Genomic DNA, 15,766 nt, shown 5'->3' on the forward strand with positions numbered 1-15,766 from the left:
CTACTGCGTCCTTGTTATCCAGGGTGCGCCAGCCTCGAGCTGGCGAGATAAGCCACACGTTGGGGCTGTAATGGGTTACCGCACCTGGCAAACGAGTCTACATTTGGGTTCCAGGCGCCGGAAGACAAAGTGCACCAGCCATTACGCATAGCTGTGTAGGTGCTTTCTCGGTTGCAGCAACGAAAACGCCCACTCTTGTTGAAGTGGGCGTCGTCTTGTACACGGGGCCAATACTGCGATCAGGGCGCCGGGGCTTTCTCCAGATGCAGCAACACATAAGGGTCTTTGTCGAACTCCCCGGTGAGCGTCGGCGTAACCGATTTCAAGCGCGGATCCTGCAGGTTTTCGAAATCCTGCGCGCTCATCACCAGCCAGGCAGGCCCTTGCAGCGGCGCCAGGTCCGCTGAGGAATGGGTAAACAACGGCACCTTGTCACAGTTGAAGTTGACCATGAACTTGATGGCTTTCGCATCCTTGCCCAACCCGTGCAGTACCACAGGCGCCGGCTGCTGCGTGATCTGGTCTTTGACCGCAAGGGTGAAGGTGCGCGTGTCGTAAAGCGCGCGCTCCAAGGGTTCAACCACCACGATGTAAGTCGTCCAGAGCGCCAGCACCGCAGCGAAGGCCGGCCCCGTCGCGCGTAAACGCACGTTGAAGACCGCCAGCAGCGCCACTACCTGAAGCACGCCCAGTACGCCGAAGATCACCCCCAGGCTGCCCAGTTGCTCTGCGTAACGTCGGCGCGCTACCACCAGCCCGACGGCCAGCAGTGCCGGCATCAGCGTCCAGATGCCCAGCATCAAGGCGCGCAGCCCTGCAAACAGCCGCCCCTGGGTGACCTGGAACGGGTAGGCCGCCAGGATCGCCGCCATCGGCAACATCGGCAGGATGTAGCGCGCCTTTTTTGCCTGAGGCACCGACAAGCCCAGCATCACCAGCAACCCGGCCGCTGCGCAATACAACACCAGCTGCAAGGCCGGGTCTGGCGTGCGGCGCCCGCCGACGGCCACCGCCACCAGCACCAACAGTGCCAGTGGATAGGCCAGGGCGTAATTGCCCAGGGAGCTGGTGAAGTAATACAGCGCGCCGCTGGAACCTTCGGTGCCATCCATGCGCCCCAGGAACTGCATGCGGATCACGTCCTGCATGAAGTCTTCGCCACCGCTGAGCTTGGCCAGCAGCAGCAACAGGCCAACACAGGCCGCCAGCAACGCCAGGGCAATCAGGCCGAAGGTGAACAGTTGGCGCCACTGCCGGTTGAGCAGGTAATAGCTGCACAGCACGCCCGTTGGAATCACCAGGCCGATCGGCCCACGGATGGCGAAGCCGATGATCAGCAACAGGAACAGCCAGTGCAGGCGTTTCGGGCTGGCGAAATGATCATGCGCATAACCCAGGTAAAACACCGCCAAGGCCACCGCTGCGAGCATCTGGTCGAGGGACACCGCCCGGGTTTCACTGATGAACGTGCTGCTGAGCAGCAACATCGCAATACTCAGCAGGCCCCAACGCACGGAGTAGGGCGCCGTCAGCCGATACACCAGCACCACGATCAGCGCCGAAGCGATGGCCGTGGGCAACCAGGCGGTCAAGCTGGTGACCTGGCCCAGGGGTAACGAGAACAGCCACGTCAATACGGTCGAGGTGGCCAGGTAATCGGCGTAGGGCTGCCCGTAGGTCGTGGGGAAAAAACTCGGCCCATAACGCAGCATTTCCTGGGCAAACACCACGAAGCGCGAGTCAAACCCGATAATCGCCTGGTGCCAGTTGCCGGCAATAAACAGCACCAGCGCCAGGAGCCCAAGCCCCAGCGACTGGTGACGGATCGTTGCAGTGAGCAGGGGCGGATAAGCTTTGTTCACGTATCAGGCTTCCTTGACCTGCTCTACCCAGTTTTGCTGAGGGATCGGCAGTTCACACGAGTCGCCACGGCCCATCGGGAAGTACTTGAAGCCTTTGCGTGCCAGGCGTTCGCCGTCATACAGGTTGCGACCGTCGAAGATCACCGGGTTTTTCAGGCGAGCGTGGATCAGGTCGAAATCCGGCGCCTTGAACTGCTGCCATTCGGTGCAGACGATCAGCGCATCGGCGCCGCTCAAGGCCGATTCCGGCGTGCCCAGCAGCGTCAGGCGTGACTCGTCGCCGTAGATGCGCTGGGTTTCCTGCATTGCTTCCGGGTCAAATGCACGGACATTGGCGCCCGCGGCCCACAGGGCTTCCATCAGCACGCGGCTCGGTGCATCGCGCATGTCATCGGTGTTGGGCTTGAACGCCAGGCCCCACAAGGCAAAGGTCTTGCCCTGCAGGTTGCCCTGGAAGTAAGCGTTGATGCGCTCGAACAGCTTGCTCTTCTGGCGCTGGTTGATGGCTTCCACGGCTTCCAGCAAGTCACTGGAGCAGTTGGCTTGCTTGGCGCTGTGGATCAAGGCGCGCATGTCCTTGGGGAAGCAGGAGCCGCCGTAGCCGCAACCGGGATAGATGAAGTGGTAACCGATCCGCGAGTCGGCACCGATGCCCAGGCGCACGGCTTCGATGTCCGCGCCCAGGTGTTCGGCCAGCTCGGCGATCTGGTTGATAAAGCTGATCTTGGTCGCCAGCATGCAGTTGGCGGCGTATTTGGTCAGTTCGGCGCTGCGCAGGTCCATGAAGATGATGCGGTCATGGTTGCGGTTGAACGGCGCGTAGAGGTCGCGCATCACTTCACGCACTTCCTCGCGCTCACAGCCGATGATGATGCGGTCCGGACGGCGGCAGTCGGCAACAGCCGAGCCTTCCTTGAGAAATTCCGGGTTGGAGACGATATCGAACTCCAGGTGCCGGCCGGCGGTGCGCAGGTTCTTTTCGATGTGCGCACGCAGGGTGTCGCCGGTGCCGACGGGAACGGTGGATTTTTCTACCAGGATCACCGGCTCCATGCGGTGGCGGGACACGGCATCACCCACCGACAGCACGTATTTGAGGTCGGCCGAGCCGTCTTCATCCGACGGCGTGCCCACGGCAATAAACAGCACTTCACCGTGTTCGACCGCGAGCTTTTCATCGAAGGTGAAGTGCAGGCGCCCGCTTTCCAGGTTTTCCTTGACCATGGCCGCAAGCCCCGGCTCGAAGATGGTCACATGGCCTTTCTGGAGCGACTCGACCTTGCTCTTGTCCACGTCCATGCAGATCACATCGTGACCGACTTCGGCCAATACGGTGGCCTGCACCAGACCGACGTAACCGCTACCAAATACACTGATTTTCATGGGGCATTCCTGGGGCTTGCAACGCTAGCACGACGAGAGTTAATAACCAGAACACCGAGGATGACCAACGCCACCCCCAGGGTTTTTGAAAGCGAAAAAGCTTCGTTGAACACCGGCAGGCTGGCGGCCAGCAGGTAGACCAACGCGTAGCTGATGCTGAGCAGCGAATAGGCGCGACCCAGCGGCAAATGCTTGAGTGCGCCGAGCCAGCAGAGCATCGACAGCGCATAGGCGATGATCGCCAGGATCACCACGCCCAAGGCGCCAAGGTCGATTGCATTGCTGTTGAACGCGTTCAGCCAGTCGGCTGGCAGCGGCAGGCGCGTCATGCTCCAGCGCATGCCCAATTGGGCGGCGCTGACCAGGCCGACACTGCCAAGGGCCAGGGCAAAGCCTTGAGCCCGGCTCATACGTGACGCCCCAGCAACACCACACCGCCGATCACCAGCGCCACGCCCAGCCAGTGCCGGCCGTCGATGTGTTCATGAAAAACAAAGCGCGCCATCAGCGTGACCAGTACAAAATTCAGGCTGAGCATCGGGTAGGCGATGCCCACTTCAAGGCGCTGCAGCACCAGCAGCCAGACCAGCAGGCCCAGGCCCAGGCACACCAGCGCCGACCACAGCCACGGCGAGCGCAATTTGGGCGCCCAACCGTCTGGCTGGTCGCGCCAGCTTTCCACGGCAAACTTTTGCGAGACCTGGCCCATGCACGTCAGCAGGCATGCGCCCAGCAATAGAAGCAGGGTGATCATTGCGCGGCCTGTGGGAAAATCAGGATCACGATGTTGCCTTGCTCATAGCGTTTACCGTCCTTGGGCAGCAGGTTGACTTCGGCGACTTCATCGTCACCCTTGACCCGCATCACCACACCGACAGAACCTTTCTTGCGCGCCTCGCTCATCCATTGCTGGACTTCGTTGGTGTCGATCCTGCGGTGCGCGGTGTCCGGGTAGGCGATGCCGTATTTCACTTCGCCGACCGTGTTGTAGAGGCTGACGTCCGGACGCCCCATGCGCCACGACAGCGCCGATGCCGCGCCAAGGTCATTGCTGAGCAGGGAGGCAGTGGGTTGCAGTTCGTCCAGGTGATCGATGATGAACTGGTCCGGGGTCTTGTTGTAAACCACCGAATGCGGCAACGCGGCGGGCACCAATGCCACCAGCAACCAGCTGCCGATCACCGGCGCGGCCCACAGCTTCAGCGGTCGCGCCGCCTGGAGCAGGTTGACCACGATCCAGCCGAACAGGAAGGTGAACAGCAGCACCAGGCTGAAGGTTTCTTCGCCGTGTTCATACACGGGCTTTTTCAGTTGGAACCAGCTGAGCGCCAGCACCGCCAGAACACCCAGCGCCAGGTTCAACCCGCCGTTGATACGCAATGCGCGGCCGTGGCCCAGGGCAAGCTTGTCGCTCAGGGTCGAGCCCATCAACAAGGCCAACGGCAGCAGGCACGGCATGATGTACGACGGCAGCTTGCCTTTGGCCAGGCTGAAAAATGCCAGGGGCATCAGCAGCCACAGCAACAGGTAGGCGGTCTGCGGCAGGCGCTTTTGTAGCCACGCCTGTTTGATCGTGGACGGCAACAGGGCAATCCACGGCAGCGAGAACGCGACCATCAGCGGCAGGTAGAACCAGAACGGCTCGGCGTGCTGGGCGTCGTCACCGGCAAAGCGCTGGATATGCTCGTGCCAGAAGAAGAAGTTCCAGTAATCCGGCTCTTGCAGGTGCACGGCCAGCGCCCAGGGCAGGCTGACGATAATGGCCACGACCACGGCAACCACGCCGTACCCGAGCAGCTCACGAAAGCGCTTGTGCCAGATCGCATAGGGCAGGGCGATCAACACCGGCAGCAACCAGGCCAGAAACCCCTTGGTCATGAACCCCATGCCGCAGGCAAAACCCAGCAACGCCCAGGACCACAGGCGGCCCTGGCGGGTGTGGCTGTCAAAGCAGAACCACAGCGCAACGCCGGTCAGGTTGACCCAGAAGGTGAATTGCGGGTCCAGGTTGGCGTAGCCACCCAGCAAGGCCACGCTGACAAAGCTCATGTACAGCACGGTGCTGACCAGGCTTTTTTGCGGGTCATTCCACAAGCGGCGCGACACCAGGTAAACCAGCACAATGCTCAGCCCGGTGCTCAAGGCCGAGGCAAAGCGCACGCCGAACAGGTTCTGACCGAAGATCGCCTGGCCCAGCGCGATCATCCAGTAGCCGGCAGCGGGTTTCTCGAAGTAGCGGATGCCCATGAAATGCGGCGAGGCCCATTTGCCGGTCAGCAGCATTTCCTGGCTGATCTGCGCGTAACGGGTCTCATCGGGAATCCACAAGCCGTGGCTGGCCAGCGGTAACAGGTAAAACACACCAAACGCCAACAGGAGCAGGGGCAATGCCCAGCGCCGGATCATGCCTGCTGCACTCCGAGCCAACCCTCGCGGCCGCTCAACGCGCCGCGCACCAAATGTTGCTGGGGCAGGGTGGTCACATCCGCAGGCAGCAGCTCGCCCAGGGGTTGGAAGTCGATGCCGCGCTGCTCGGCCTGGGCAAGCAACTGGCGAAAATCATCAGCCATCAGAATCCCTTCTACTTCTGCGTGGATCGTGTAGACGTTCAGCTTCGACGCGCTAAACCGGTCAAGAATGAAGCTGTTGAAGTCTTTGGCAGCCACTACCGGCCCGACGACTTCGTCGAAGGTCGGCAGGTCTACCGGAATTTGTGGGGTGCCCGCACTGCCATCGGCCAAGGTCGGACGAAACAGGCTGGTGCCCCGGCAATCGCTGTTGTAGCGAAAATTGAACGTTTGCTTGGCTTGCACCACACGCTCATCGGCACGCCAACCGGCGGCAGCTGAACAGTCGATGCGTTCACCCAGGATGTCGCTCAGGGTGTCAACGCCACGACGGATCTGCTCGATGAGTTGTGCCTCGCTCCAGCGCCCGGTGTTGGCCTGCCAGCCGTGGTGATCCCACGCATGCAGGCCGACTTCATGGCCGGCAGCCTTGGCCTGGCGCATCAAATGCCCCAGGTCACGGCCAATCGGTTTGCCCGGCCAGGCGGTGCCGGCCAGCAAGATATCCCAGCCATACAGCCCGGCGGCATTGGAACGCAGCATCTTCCACAGAAATTGCGGGCGGATCAGGCGCCACAAGTGGCGCCCCATGTTGTCCGGCCCAACGCTGAAGAAGAACGTCGCTTTAACCCCGGCTTCATCCAGGGATTCGAGCAACCGCGGCACACCTTCACGGGTGCCACGGTAGGTGTCGACGTCAATGCGCAAGCCTGCCTTCATTACTTTTTGTCCGCGATTTCGAGCATGGCTTCTTTGAGGAAGAAGTCCAGGGTGTTGCCGATGGTTTCGCTCATCTCAACGGTAGGCTCCCAGTTCAGCAGGCGCTTGGCGTTTTCGATGCTTGGCTTGCGGTGTGCCACGTCCTGGTAACCGGTGCCGTAGAACGCCTTGCTCTCTACATCGCGGAAACCGGCAAACGGCGGGAAGTTGCTGCGCAGCGGGTGAGCTTCGAACTGACGCAGCAGTTCTTCGCCCAACTGACGGATGCTGGCTTCGTTTTCCGGGTTACCGATGTTGATGATCTGACCGTTGCAGTTGTCATTGTCGTTATCAATGATGCGCGCCAGGGCTTCGATGCCGTCGGCGATGTCAGTGAAGCAGCGCTTCTGCTCGCCACCGTCGAACAGACGGATCGGCGTGCCTTCCACCAGGTTGAGGATCAACTGGGTGATGGCGCGGGAGCTGCCGATACGCGCAGAGTCCAGACGGTCAAGGCGCGGGCCCATCCAGTTGAACGGACGGAACAGGGTGAACTTCAGGCCCTTGTCGCCGTAAGCCCAGATCACGCGGTCCAGCAGTTGCTTGGAGACCGAGTAGATCCAGCGTTGCTTGTTGACCGGGCCGACGACCAGGTTGGAGGTGTCTTCGTCGAAGTACTGGTCCTGGCACATGCCATAGACTTCGGAGGTCGACGGGAAGATCACGCGCTTGTTGTACTTGACGCAGTAGCGAACCAGTTTCAGGTTCTCTTCGAAGTCCAGTTCGAACACGCGCAGCGGGTTGCGGGTGTATTCGATCGGCGTGGCGATGGCCACCAGCGGCAGGACCACGTCGCACTTCTTGATGTGGTACTCGATCCACTCGGAGTGAATGCTGATGTCGCCTTCCACGTAATGGAAGTTCGGGTGGCTGCGCAGGCGCTCGATGGCGTCGGAGCCGATGTCCAGGCCGTAGATTTCGTAACGGTCGTCACGCAGCAGGCGCTCGGACAGGTGGTTACCGATAAAGCCGTTCACACCCAGGATCAGTACACGGGTACGGCGCGGCTTGCGGCCGGACTCGGCGCCGCGCAGCACGGAACCGTCCACCAGGCCCAATTCATCGGCCAGGGAAGGGCCGGCCAGGTACAGGCCGTTTTCGTTGCGCTGGCCGAACTTGACCACCAGCGAGTCTTCGCCGCAGGCAATGCGCAGCGGGTTGACGCTGATTACGCGGCCTGGTGCCAGGCCTTCGTTGCCCTTGACCACTTCAGCGTGCCAAACGATCAGTTTGTGCTCGCCCACAGCGCAGAAGGCGCCCGGGTACGGTTGGGTGACGGCGCGAACCAGGTTGAACAGCTCTTCAGCCGGCTTTTTCCAGTCCAGCTTGCCATCGGCAGCGGTGCGACGGCCAAAGTAGGTGGCCTTGGTTTCGTCCTGTGCGGTTTCAGCCAGTTTGCCTTGGGCCAGTTGCGGCAGTGCGTCGCGCAGCAGGCTGGTGGCGGCGTCACGCAGCTTGGCGTGCAGGGTCAGGCCGGTGTCGGTACGGTCGATGACGACTTTCTGCTGGGCCAGGATCGGGCCGGCATCGGCGCGCTTGACCATACGGTGCAGGGTCACGCCGGTTTCGGTTTCGCCGTTGACCAGCACCCAGTTGGCCGGTGCACGGCCACGGTATTGCGGCAGCAGGGAGCCGTGCAGGTTGAACGCGCCTTTTTTGGCGGTGGCCAGCAAGGCCTCGCTGAGCAGATTGCGGTAGTAGAACGAGAAGATGAAATCCGGGTTCAGCTTGGCGATGCGCTCGATCCACAGTGGGTGGTTGGCGTCTTCCGGTGCGTGCACCGGGATGCCGTTGCGGGCGCAGAGTTGGGCGACGGAACCGTAGAAATTGTTTTCCTTGGGGTCGTCGGCATGGGTGAACACGGCAGCAATGTCGTAGCCGGCGGTCAGCAGGGCTTCAATGCCTGCACAGCCAATATCGTGGTAAGCGAAGACAACAGCTTTTGAATTCATGACGAAACCTGATCGGAAGGAGAAGTAGAAGTGGAGGTATGGGAGGACACCAGGCCGTCAACAACGACCACGGGTGCCGGTGCTGCCGGTTGGTTGCGCAGCACTTTTTCAATGAAGAAACGGGGGCGGGCGCGCACATCGCTGTACATGCGACCCAGGTATTCACCCAGCAGGCCCATGCCGATGAACTGGCCACCAGTGAACACGAACAGCACCGCGAACAGCACGAACATGCCATCGCCGGCCCACTGAGCACCAAAGGCCAGGCGCAGGACGACCAGCGCAAAGGCGAACAGCACGCCCAGGGCGGCCAGGCTGAAACCGACAATCGACAGCAGGCGCAGCGGCGTGGTGGTCATGCACGTCAGCAGGTCGAACATCAGGCTGATCAGGCGCATGGCACTGTATTTGGATTCGCCGTGCTCACGCTCAGCGTGATGCACCAGGATTTCCGTGGTGTGGCGGGCAAAACCGTTGGCCAGGATCGGGATGAAGGTGCTGCGCTCGCGGCAGGCAAGCATGGCGTCGACGATGGTGCGCCGGTAAGCGCGCAGCATGCAGCCGTAGTCGGTCATGGCCACGCCGGTGGAGCGTTGCACGGCCAGGTTGATCAGGCGCGAGGGCCAGCGGCGGAAAGCCGAGTCCTGGCGGTTGTTGCGTACGGTGGCGACCACGTCGTAGCCCAGAGCGGCTTGCTCGACGAGCCGCGGGATTTCTTCCGGCGGGTTTTGCAGGTCGGCGTCGAGGGTAATTACCACTTCGCCACGGCACTGCTCGAAGCCGGCCATGATCGCCGCATGCTGGCCGTAGTTACGGTTGAGGATCACCGCCACTACATGACTGCCTTCTTGCGCGGCAGCGTCTTCCAGCAATTGGGCCGAGTTGTCGCGACTACCATCATCCACCAGGATGATTTCGTATTCGTAGGCCAGTTGCTTGCAGGCTGCGCTTGTGCGACGCAGCAATTCAGGCAGGCTCTCTTGTTCGTTGTAGACCGGGATGACGATCGACACGCAATGAATAGGGTAGGGTTTCAAAGATTCATGACCTCGGGGCTAGAGCAGGTTGGCGCGTGAAAACAGCAGTCATCAGCGGCTGAAGGTTCAGAAAACTGATTAAACATAGCGTGGGTTTGCGGTGTTCATTCGACCTTCCTGAGACTGGCAATAATTTCTTCCATGGGCAAGCGTAGTAAAGACGAAATGTCTCAAAGGTAAAGCGTAATCAACAAGTTAGTTCGATAACACGCGCCTCGTTCTCAAGTCCTGGGGCCAAGATTAAGCGGAAAAATGTTGAACGAATATGAAAGGCGGATGAAAAACTCGTTTATTTGACAGGTAGACAGCTAGGGTTCAGCTAACTAACTGAGGTGCCAGGCGATACCTTGAACAGGTAAAACCGCGGCGTTTTTTGCAGCTTGCAGTGTGCCGACTGTTTTATTCAACAAACTTCTCTGCATTGCCCCTCAAGTGCCGGTAAAGTAAGCCATCTCTTGCCAGGGTACTCGGATGAATAGCGTGCAGCTTTTACGCGGCCAATTGCGGCCCGCGTTGATGGGATTGTTGATGGCTGTGGCCTGCGTCACAACCGTACGCGCCGACGATGGCGTGGCGCTCACCTCGGTCGATCAGGTGCCCGAAGGCGTCGAAGTGCGCGGCAAACAGGTCGCGGCCTACACCTGGGACGACAGCCAGGGCAAGAACCTGCTGGTGCTCGCCGAGCAGGTCAGCGAACGCGATGACGATGGCACCCAGTCGGCGTTCGTCTACGCGGCCCAGTACCTGCTCGCTGGCGATCATCCCAAGCGCGTGTGGATGCTCTATGACGATGTGCAGCATTGCCAGTTCGACGCCGCGCTGCGCTTTGACATGGCGGCCACCAAAGTCACCGACCTCACCGGCGACGGCATCACCCAGGCCACTGTGGGCTATTCGCGTACCTGCACCAGCGATGTCAGCCCGAACGAATTCAAGCTGATCATGCACGTCGGCAAATCCCAGAAGTACCGCCTGCGCGGCGTCGATCGCGTTGGCGCGAGCTGGTGGGACGAGGAGGCCGGCGCCTTGCGGGGCATGCCACTGCCCAAGGATTGCAGCGTGGCGGCGCAGCAGGCGCTGGTCAGTCAGTACAAGGAGCAGGGCACCGAGTTACCTCTGCCGGGCTGCTATGGCGATGAAAAGGACTTTGCCAAGGCGCCGGACAGCTACCTGGCGTTCATGCGCCAGCATTGGTTCGCGCTCATGCAGAAGCAGGACACCGAGTGGAGTCAATCCCAGACCCAGCCTCAGCCCGACGACCCTACCGGGGATGACGAAACGGCCCCGTGATTTTGTGCCAGGGCCGGTCCTGCGCTAGACTCCGCCCTCGCCAATTCACTAAATACCTCGATTAAACAATGGCTTGATCGAGGTATTTAATCCAAAGGCTGATCTCCCTTGACTGAGTCTATCCGCACCCCGCTGACCCTTTATCTCACCCGCCTGGCGCCCTCCAGCCAGCTGACCATGCGTTATGTGTTGCAGGACGCCGCTGACCGCCTGGGCTTCGAAGACATCAACCTCGAAGACATCGACTGGCACCTGCTGCAGCCTGAACACGTGATTGCCCTGGTCGCCGCACTGCGCGAGGACGGCTACGCGCCCAATACCTCTTCGCTGTACGTGAATGCCGTGCGTGGGGTGATGAACGAAGCCTGGCGCATGAGCCTGATCAGCCAGGATCACCTGCTCAAGATGCGCTCGGTCAAGGCGGCTCCCGGTACCCGGCTGGGCCAGGGGCGCAATTTGCGCCGCAGCCTGATCCGCGAACTGATGGAAGTCTGCGCCGCCGACCCACGCCCACAGGGCCTGCGGGATGCGGCGGTGATCGGCATTTTGTATGGGTCGGGCATGCGCAAGTCGGAGTCGGTGAACCTCGACCTGACGCAGATCAACTTCCAAGAGCGCAGCCTGCGCGTGACCGGCAAAGGCAACAAGGCGTTGATCAAGTACGCGCCCGCTTGGGCATTTGAAAAGCTGACAGCCTGGCTGGACTTTCGTCGCGAGCAGCTCAAGGACGGCGAGCAGGACGATACGTTCCTGTTCAACCGCATTCGCCGGGGCAGCCATATCACCCGTGAGCGCATTACCAAACACGCGATTTATTACATCGCCCGTCAACGCGGCGAACAGGTTGGCGTGAAAATCATGCCGCATGATTTCAGGCGTTCGTTCATCACCCGGGTGATTGAGGAACATGACCTGTCAATTGCGCAGAAACTGGCGCACCACAGCAATATCCAGACTACCGCCAGCTATGACGTACGCGACGACAATGAACGGCGGCGGGCCGTGGACCGGTTTGATTTATAACTTCAGCCAAAAATGCGAGAGGGGGCTTGCTCCCGAAGACGCAGGGTCAGCGACTCACTGACTGACCCTCCGTTATCGGGAGCAAGCCCCCTTCTTTACTTGGTTGTGTACCAGGTTTAAAGGATTGGCTTGCCGCCGGTGACCGCGTAGCGCGAACCGGAGATATAGCTGGCTTCATCCGAGGCCAGCAACACATAGATCGGCGCCACCTCTACCGGCTGGCCGGGGCGACCCAGCGGGGTTTCGCTGCCAAAGCTCTGCACGTCTTTGTCAGTCATGGTCGACACGATCAGCGGTGTCCAGATCGGGCCCGGCGCCACGCTGTTGACGCGGATGCCTTTGTCACCCAGCAATTGCGCCAGGCCGCCGGTGAAATTGGCGATGGCGCTCTTGGTGGCGGCATAGGCCAGCAGCGTCGGCTTGGGCATGTCGGAATTGACCGAACTGGTATTGATGATCGAACTGCCGGCTTTCATGTGCGGCAGGGCGGCCTTGCAGATGCGAAACATCGCGGTGATGTTGATATCAAAGGTGCGTACCCATTCCTCGTCTTCGATCTCTTCCAGGGTTTCGTGGGTCATCTGGAACGCGGCGTTATTCACCAGGACGTCAATGCGCCCGAACTGCTCGACGGTCTTGTCGACCAGCGCCTGGCACGTGGCCTTTTGCGCAATATCGCCGGGCAGCAGCAGGCATTGGCGGCCCGCTTCTTCAACCCAGCGTGCGGTCTCCCTGGCGTCCTCATGCTCGTCCAGGTAAGCGATGGCCACATCGGCGCCTTCACGGGCAAACGCAATGGCGACTGCGCGGCCAATGCCGCTGTCGGCACCGGTGATCAGCGCGATTTTGTTGGCCAGCCGGCCCGAGCCCTTGTAGCTCTTCTCGCCGCAGTCGGGGTACGGGTCCATTTTTTTCTGGGAACCGGGTACGGATTGGGCTTGTGGGGCGAAGGGTGGGCGAGGGTAGTCAGTCATCTCAGTCTCCATAGGTCTTTAAGGGTGCTATGGAGTTAGTAGTTTTGCCGGCGACGATAGTTGTAGTGAATGTCGGGCGAGCCCGACGAATGGTTTCAGCCAGCCGCAGGCAAGAACTCAAGGCCTGGCAAATGCAGGGTTGGAACGAGTGCGGCCAGGCACTCGTACAGTTCACGCAACTTGGGTGAGTGGCGGCTCTCCCTGGGCCAGACCAGATAGTAGCCATCGCCCGAGGCGACGGCCGCTGCACAGGGCAGCCTGATCAGGCCGTCGCGCACATCGTTGGCCACCAGGTGCAGGTCGCCGATCGAGACACCATGGCCGCGCATGGCCGCCGAGATCGCCTGGTCGAGCGTAATGGGGATCAACCATTCATCAAACAATTTGTGTGCGTGCACATCGGCGCCGAACTGACCGTTGCCGAGCAAAATCGCGCAGTCGTAAGGCTCTGCGTAAAAATCCACACTGTCGAAATCCATCCAGACACTGGCCAGCTGTATCGTCAGTTCAGGCGCGCTGAGCTTAAGGAGGTCCAGCGTGTGCAGCAGCCAGCGCATGGTCAGCGTCGATGGGGCCTTTAAACGTAAATCGCCAGTGCCTGCGCGGAAGGGCGCGCACGCTTGCTCGATGATGCGAAAGCCGACCTTGAGTTCCTGCGCGAGCCGTTCGCCCGCAACGGTGAGTTTCAGCCGAGGCCCATGGCGTTCGAACAAGCGGCAATCGAGGAGGCTCTCGAGGGTTTTGATATGGCGGCTAACCGCACTTTGAGTCAATGACAGGGCTTGCGCCGCGCGTGTAAACGAAGACGTGCGAGCCGCCACTTCAAAGGCGCGCAGGGCATACAGCGGTGGAAGGCGTTCGGCCATGGGCGTCATTCATTGTGATTAATACTCATAGTAGGGCACAGGCTTTTACGTTTTTCAACGCGCGCGGCCTGGCGCAAGCTCGCACGCCTTACCTCACGAGGCGTTTTAGCGCGATGAATAGCTCGTTACTTCTGATTTACGTCTTCAGTGTGTTGGCTCTGATCGTCACGCCCGGGCCGGTGGTGGCGCTGATCATCAATACCAGCCTGCAATCCGGAAGCCGGTGCGCGCTGTTGACGGCAGCGGGCACCAACCTGGCATCGCTGATCCTGGCCCTGGTGGCGGTACTGATTTTGTCGGGGAGTTTTTCCGTCAGTCCAGGTGTGCTGAGCGCGATCAGCTTTCTGGGCTGCCTGTTCATTTTGTACCTGGCGGTCCAGGGGCTGCGTTATCCACCTGGGCAAGTTCCCCAGGCCCGCCGCGCGCGAAGCGGTATCAGCACGGGGTTTGTGGTGGGGATTTCCAACCCCAAGGACATCATTTTCTTCGTCGCCTTCTTCCCTCAATTCATCCACGTGGCTGACTCGTTCAGCGCCAGCGTGGCGTGGTTGACCGGGCTGTGGGTGCTTATCGACTTTATGGTGCTGGCGGGGTACATCGCCCTCGCGCGCCAGGCATTCGCGCTCAAATACCGCGTGGGTATCAATCGCGTGGCATGCCTGGTGCTGCTGGCCGTGGCCCTGATGGGAATCGTGCATTCAGGGCGTTGGCTGCTGGGATGACGAGGCGTATCAGCGCCGTGGAGAAGGCTGTAGATGTGCGGGCAAACGGCGCAGTGTCCACCAGGTGGTCAGCATTGCCGCGACTGCGCAGAGGGCGATGCCGATCAGCATCGGTGCCGGCGTGTGGTCGGCGTACAGCCCGATCAGGGTCATGGACACGGCAGCGGTGATCATCTGGATGGCGCCCAGCAGGGCTGACGCGGAGCCCGCGACGGCGCCGTGGTCCTCCAGGGACAATACGCCGGCCGCTGGCAACAGCAGGCCGAGAAAGCCGAAGCCGATAAACAGCAGCGTCATCATCACCGCCAGGTGATTGCCCCACAGCGTGGTGGCGGCCAGCAGCACCATGATCGCCGCCACCGCCATGACCGACCAGCGAATCACCGGCGCCAGACCAAAGCGCGCGCTCAGGCGTGCGGTCATTTGGCTCATGGCGAAGAACGACGCGGCATTGAGCGCAAAGCACAGGCTGAATTGCGTCGGCGTCAGGCCGAAATATTCGATGTACACAAACGGCGCGCTGCCGATGAACACAAAGAAGGTCGCCAGTCCAAAGCCGCTGACCACCGCCAAACCGATAAACACCGGGTCGCGCAGCAGTGCGCCGTAGCTGCCGATGGCGTCGCCCAGGGTCTTGCCCAATCGGCGTTCGGCCGGGTGGGTTTCCGGCAACTGCACAATGGTCATCACCAGGCACAGCACGGACACCACAGCCAGTACGGCAAACACTTCGCGCCAACTCCAGAGTGAAATCACCACGCTGCCGGCCAACGGCGCCAGGATCGGCGACACGCTCATCACCAGCATCAGCAAGGCCATCAGGCGCGCGGCTTCGTGGCCTGTGTACAGGTCACGCACAATCGCCCGCGGGATGACCATGCCGGCGCACGCGCCGAAGGCTTGCAGGGCGCGAAAGCCAATCAGCACTTCGATGCTCGGTGCCAGGGCACAGCCGACACTGGCCACGGCGAAAATCACCAGGCCGGCATAGATCGGCGGCTTGCGCCCGTACACATCGCTGAGCGGACCGTAGAACAGCTGGCACACGCCGATGATCATGAAAAACACTGTCAGGCTCATCTGCACCGCCGCCGGCGAAGCCTGCAGGCTCGCACCCAGGGTGGGCAGGGCGGGCAAATAACTGTCGATGGCGAAGGGGCCGATGGCGGTGATCAACCCCAGCAACAGGGCGAGGTGGGCGATGCTTCGAGACATGGGGTGTTCCGGGTGACGGCGAAAGACCGGCCAGCTTAGAGAGCCGCCCGGGGGGTTACAAGGTGGTGTTTACACAGGCGCTACATTTTTTGGCAGTGAGTCTGTCGCGACGGCCA

Annotated in this window: 14 protein-coding genes; 3 read left to right on the forward strand and 11 right to left on the reverse strand. The window is 61.0% G+C overall.

From position 1 onward, the window contains the following. Positions 1-239: 239 nt before the first annotated feature. From ACM530_RS25490 to arnC, 8 genes are read right to left on the reverse strand one after another with little or no spacing between them, the layout of a single operon-like run. On the reverse strand, positions 240-1,862 hold the full coding sequence (locus ACM530_RS25490; protein WP_416363465.1) for an ArnT family glycosyltransferase: 1,623 nt from the start codon (positions 1,860-1,862) through the stop codon (positions 240-242). Positions 1,863-1,865: 3 nt separating this feature from the next. Then, positions 1,866-3,245: a UDP-glucose dehydrogenase family protein gene (locus ACM530_RS25495; protein ID WP_416363466.1), complete on the reverse strand. Its 1,380-nt coding sequence runs from the start codon at positions 3,243-3,245 to the stop codon at positions 1,866-1,868. Then, a complete protein-coding gene (gene arnF, locus ACM530_RS25500; protein WP_145160797.1) occupies positions 3,242-3,655 on the reverse strand; it encodes a 4-amino-4-deoxy-L-arabinose-phosphoundecaprenol flippase subunit ArnF in 414 nt (137 codons plus the stop codon). The genes ACM530_RS25495 and arnF overlap by 4 nt, the downstream gene beginning before the upstream one ends. Beyond that, on the reverse strand, positions 3,652-3,999 hold the full coding sequence (arnE, locus tag ACM530_RS25505; protein WP_056860014.1) for a 4-amino-4-deoxy-L-arabinose-phosphoundecaprenol flippase subunit ArnE: 348 nt from the start codon (positions 3,997-3,999) through the stop codon (positions 3,652-3,654). The genes arnF and arnE overlap by 4 nt, the downstream gene beginning before the upstream one ends. Beyond that, on the reverse strand, positions 3,996-5,651 hold the full coding sequence (gene arnT, locus ACM530_RS25510; protein ID WP_262209604.1) for a lipid IV(A) 4-amino-4-deoxy-L-arabinosyltransferase: 1,656 nt from the start codon (positions 5,649-5,651) through the stop codon (positions 3,996-3,998). The genes arnE and arnT overlap by 4 nt, the downstream gene beginning before the upstream one ends. Next, positions 5,648-6,532, reverse strand: coding sequence for a 4-deoxy-4-formamido-L-arabinose-phosphoundecaprenol deformylase (arnD, locus tag ACM530_RS25515; RefSeq protein WP_416363467.1), 885 nt, complete (start codon positions 6,530-6,532; stop codon positions 5,648-5,650). Before arnD ends, arnT begins: the two co-directional genes overlap by 4 nt. Further along, entirely contained in the window at positions 6,532-8,523 is a 1,992-nt protein-coding gene (arnA, locus tag ACM530_RS25520) for a bifunctional UDP-4-amino-4-deoxy-L-arabinose formyltransferase/UDP-glucuronic acid oxidase ArnA (protein ID WP_119740370.1), read from the reverse strand. Before arnA ends, arnD begins: the two co-directional genes overlap by 1 nt. Continuing rightward, complete coding sequence (gene arnC, locus ACM530_RS25525) at positions 8,520-9,560, reverse strand: undecaprenyl-phosphate 4-deoxy-4-formamido-L-arabinose transferase (protein ID WP_145160790.1); 1,041 nt, start codon at positions 9,558-9,560, stop codon at positions 8,520-8,522. The genes arnA and arnC overlap by 4 nt, the downstream gene beginning before the upstream one ends. Before the next feature lie 471 nt (positions 9,561-10,031). Between arnC and ACM530_RS25530 the strand changes: the two genes are divergently transcribed. Continuing rightward, positions 10,032-10,850, forward strand: coding sequence for a M949_RS01915 family surface polysaccharide biosynthesis protein (locus tag ACM530_RS25530; protein WP_242196605.1), 819 nt, complete (start codon positions 10,032-10,034; stop codon positions 10,848-10,850). A gap of 108 nt (positions 10,851-10,958) precedes the next feature. Beyond that, a complete protein-coding gene (locus ACM530_RS25535; protein ID WP_416363468.1) occupies positions 10,959-11,873 on the forward strand; it encodes a site-specific integrase in 915 nt (304 codons plus the stop codon). A gap of 116 nt (positions 11,874-11,989) precedes the next feature. Here ACM530_RS25535 and ACM530_RS25540 read toward each other — a convergent pair whose 3' ends face one another. Then, on the reverse strand, positions 11,990-12,847 hold the full coding sequence (locus tag ACM530_RS25540) for an SDR family oxidoreductase (protein WP_145160784.1): 858 nt from the start codon (positions 12,845-12,847) through the stop codon (positions 11,990-11,992). 95 nt (positions 12,848-12,942) lie between these two features. Continuing rightward, entirely contained in the window at positions 12,943-13,713 is a 771-nt protein-coding gene (locus ACM530_RS25545; protein ID WP_416363469.1) for a LysR family transcriptional regulator, read from the reverse strand. Positions 13,714-13,826: 113 nt separating this feature from the next. Between ACM530_RS25545 and ACM530_RS25550 the strand changes: the two genes are divergently transcribed. Next, positions 13,827-14,435 (forward strand): LysE family translocator, encoded by a 609-nt coding sequence (locus ACM530_RS25550; protein ID WP_416363470.1) that lies wholly within the window; start codon positions 13,827-13,829, stop codon positions 14,433-14,435. Positions 14,436-14,444: 9 nt separating this feature from the next. On the opposite strand, the gene ACM530_RS25555 is transcribed toward ACM530_RS25550, so the two are convergent. Beyond that, positions 14,445-15,650 carry a multidrug effflux MFS transporter gene (locus ACM530_RS25555; protein WP_145160777.1) on the reverse strand — a complete coding sequence of 402 codons (1,206 nt, stop codon included), beginning with the start codon at positions 15,648-15,650 and terminating at the stop codon, positions 14,445-14,447. Positions 15,651-15,766: the final 116 nt, after the last annotated feature.

Origin of the sequence: Pseudomonas sp. NFX183 (assembly GCF_047943075.1) — a bacterium.
Lineage (GTDB): Bacteria > Pseudomonadota > Gammaproteobacteria > Pseudomonadales > Pseudomonadaceae > Aquipseudomonas.

Excerpts from the sequence above, each read along its gene's own strand:
- ACM530_RS25495 (WP_416363466.1), bottom strand. The coding sequence starts at position 3,245 with ATGAAAATCAGTGTATTTGGTAGCGGTTACGTCGGTCTGGTGCAGGCC.
- arnF (WP_145160797.1), bottom strand. The coding sequence starts at position 3,655 with ATGAGCCGGGCTCAAGGCTTTGCCCTGGCCCTTGGCAGTGTCGGCCTG.
- arnE (WP_056860014.1), bottom strand. The coding sequence starts at position 3,999 with ATGATCACCCTGCTTCTATTGCTGGGCGCATGCCTGCTGACGTGCATG.
- arnT (WP_262209604.1), bottom strand. The coding sequence starts at position 5,651 with ATGATCCGGCGCTGGGCATTGCCCCTGCTCCTGTTGGCGTTTGGTGTG.
- arnD (WP_416363467.1), bottom strand. The coding sequence starts at position 6,532 with ATGAAGGCAGGCTTGCGCATTGACGTCGACACCTACCGTGGCACCCGT.
- arnA (WP_119740370.1), bottom strand. The coding sequence starts at position 8,523 with ATGAATTCAAAAGCTGTTGTCTTCGCTTACCACGATATTGGCTGTGCA.
- ACM530_RS25530 (WP_242196605.1), top strand. The coding sequence starts at position 10,032 with ATGAATAGCGTGCAGCTTTTACGCGGCCAATTGCGGCCCGCGTTGATG.
- ACM530_RS25540 (WP_145160784.1), bottom strand. The coding sequence starts at position 12,847 with ATGACTGACTACCCTCGCCCACCCTTCGCCCCACAAGCCCAATCCGTA.
- ACM530_RS25545 (WP_416363469.1), bottom strand. The coding sequence starts at position 13,713 with ATGGCCGAACGCCTTCCACCGCTGTATGCCCTGCGCGCCTTTGAAGTG.
- ACM530_RS25550 (WP_416363470.1), top strand. The coding sequence starts at position 13,827 with ATGAATAGCTCGTTACTTCTGATTTACGTCTTCAGTGTGTTGGCTCTG.
- ACM530_RS25555 (WP_145160777.1), bottom strand. The coding sequence starts at position 15,650 with ATGTCTCGAAGCATCGCCCACCTCGCCCTGTTGCTGGGGTTGATCACC.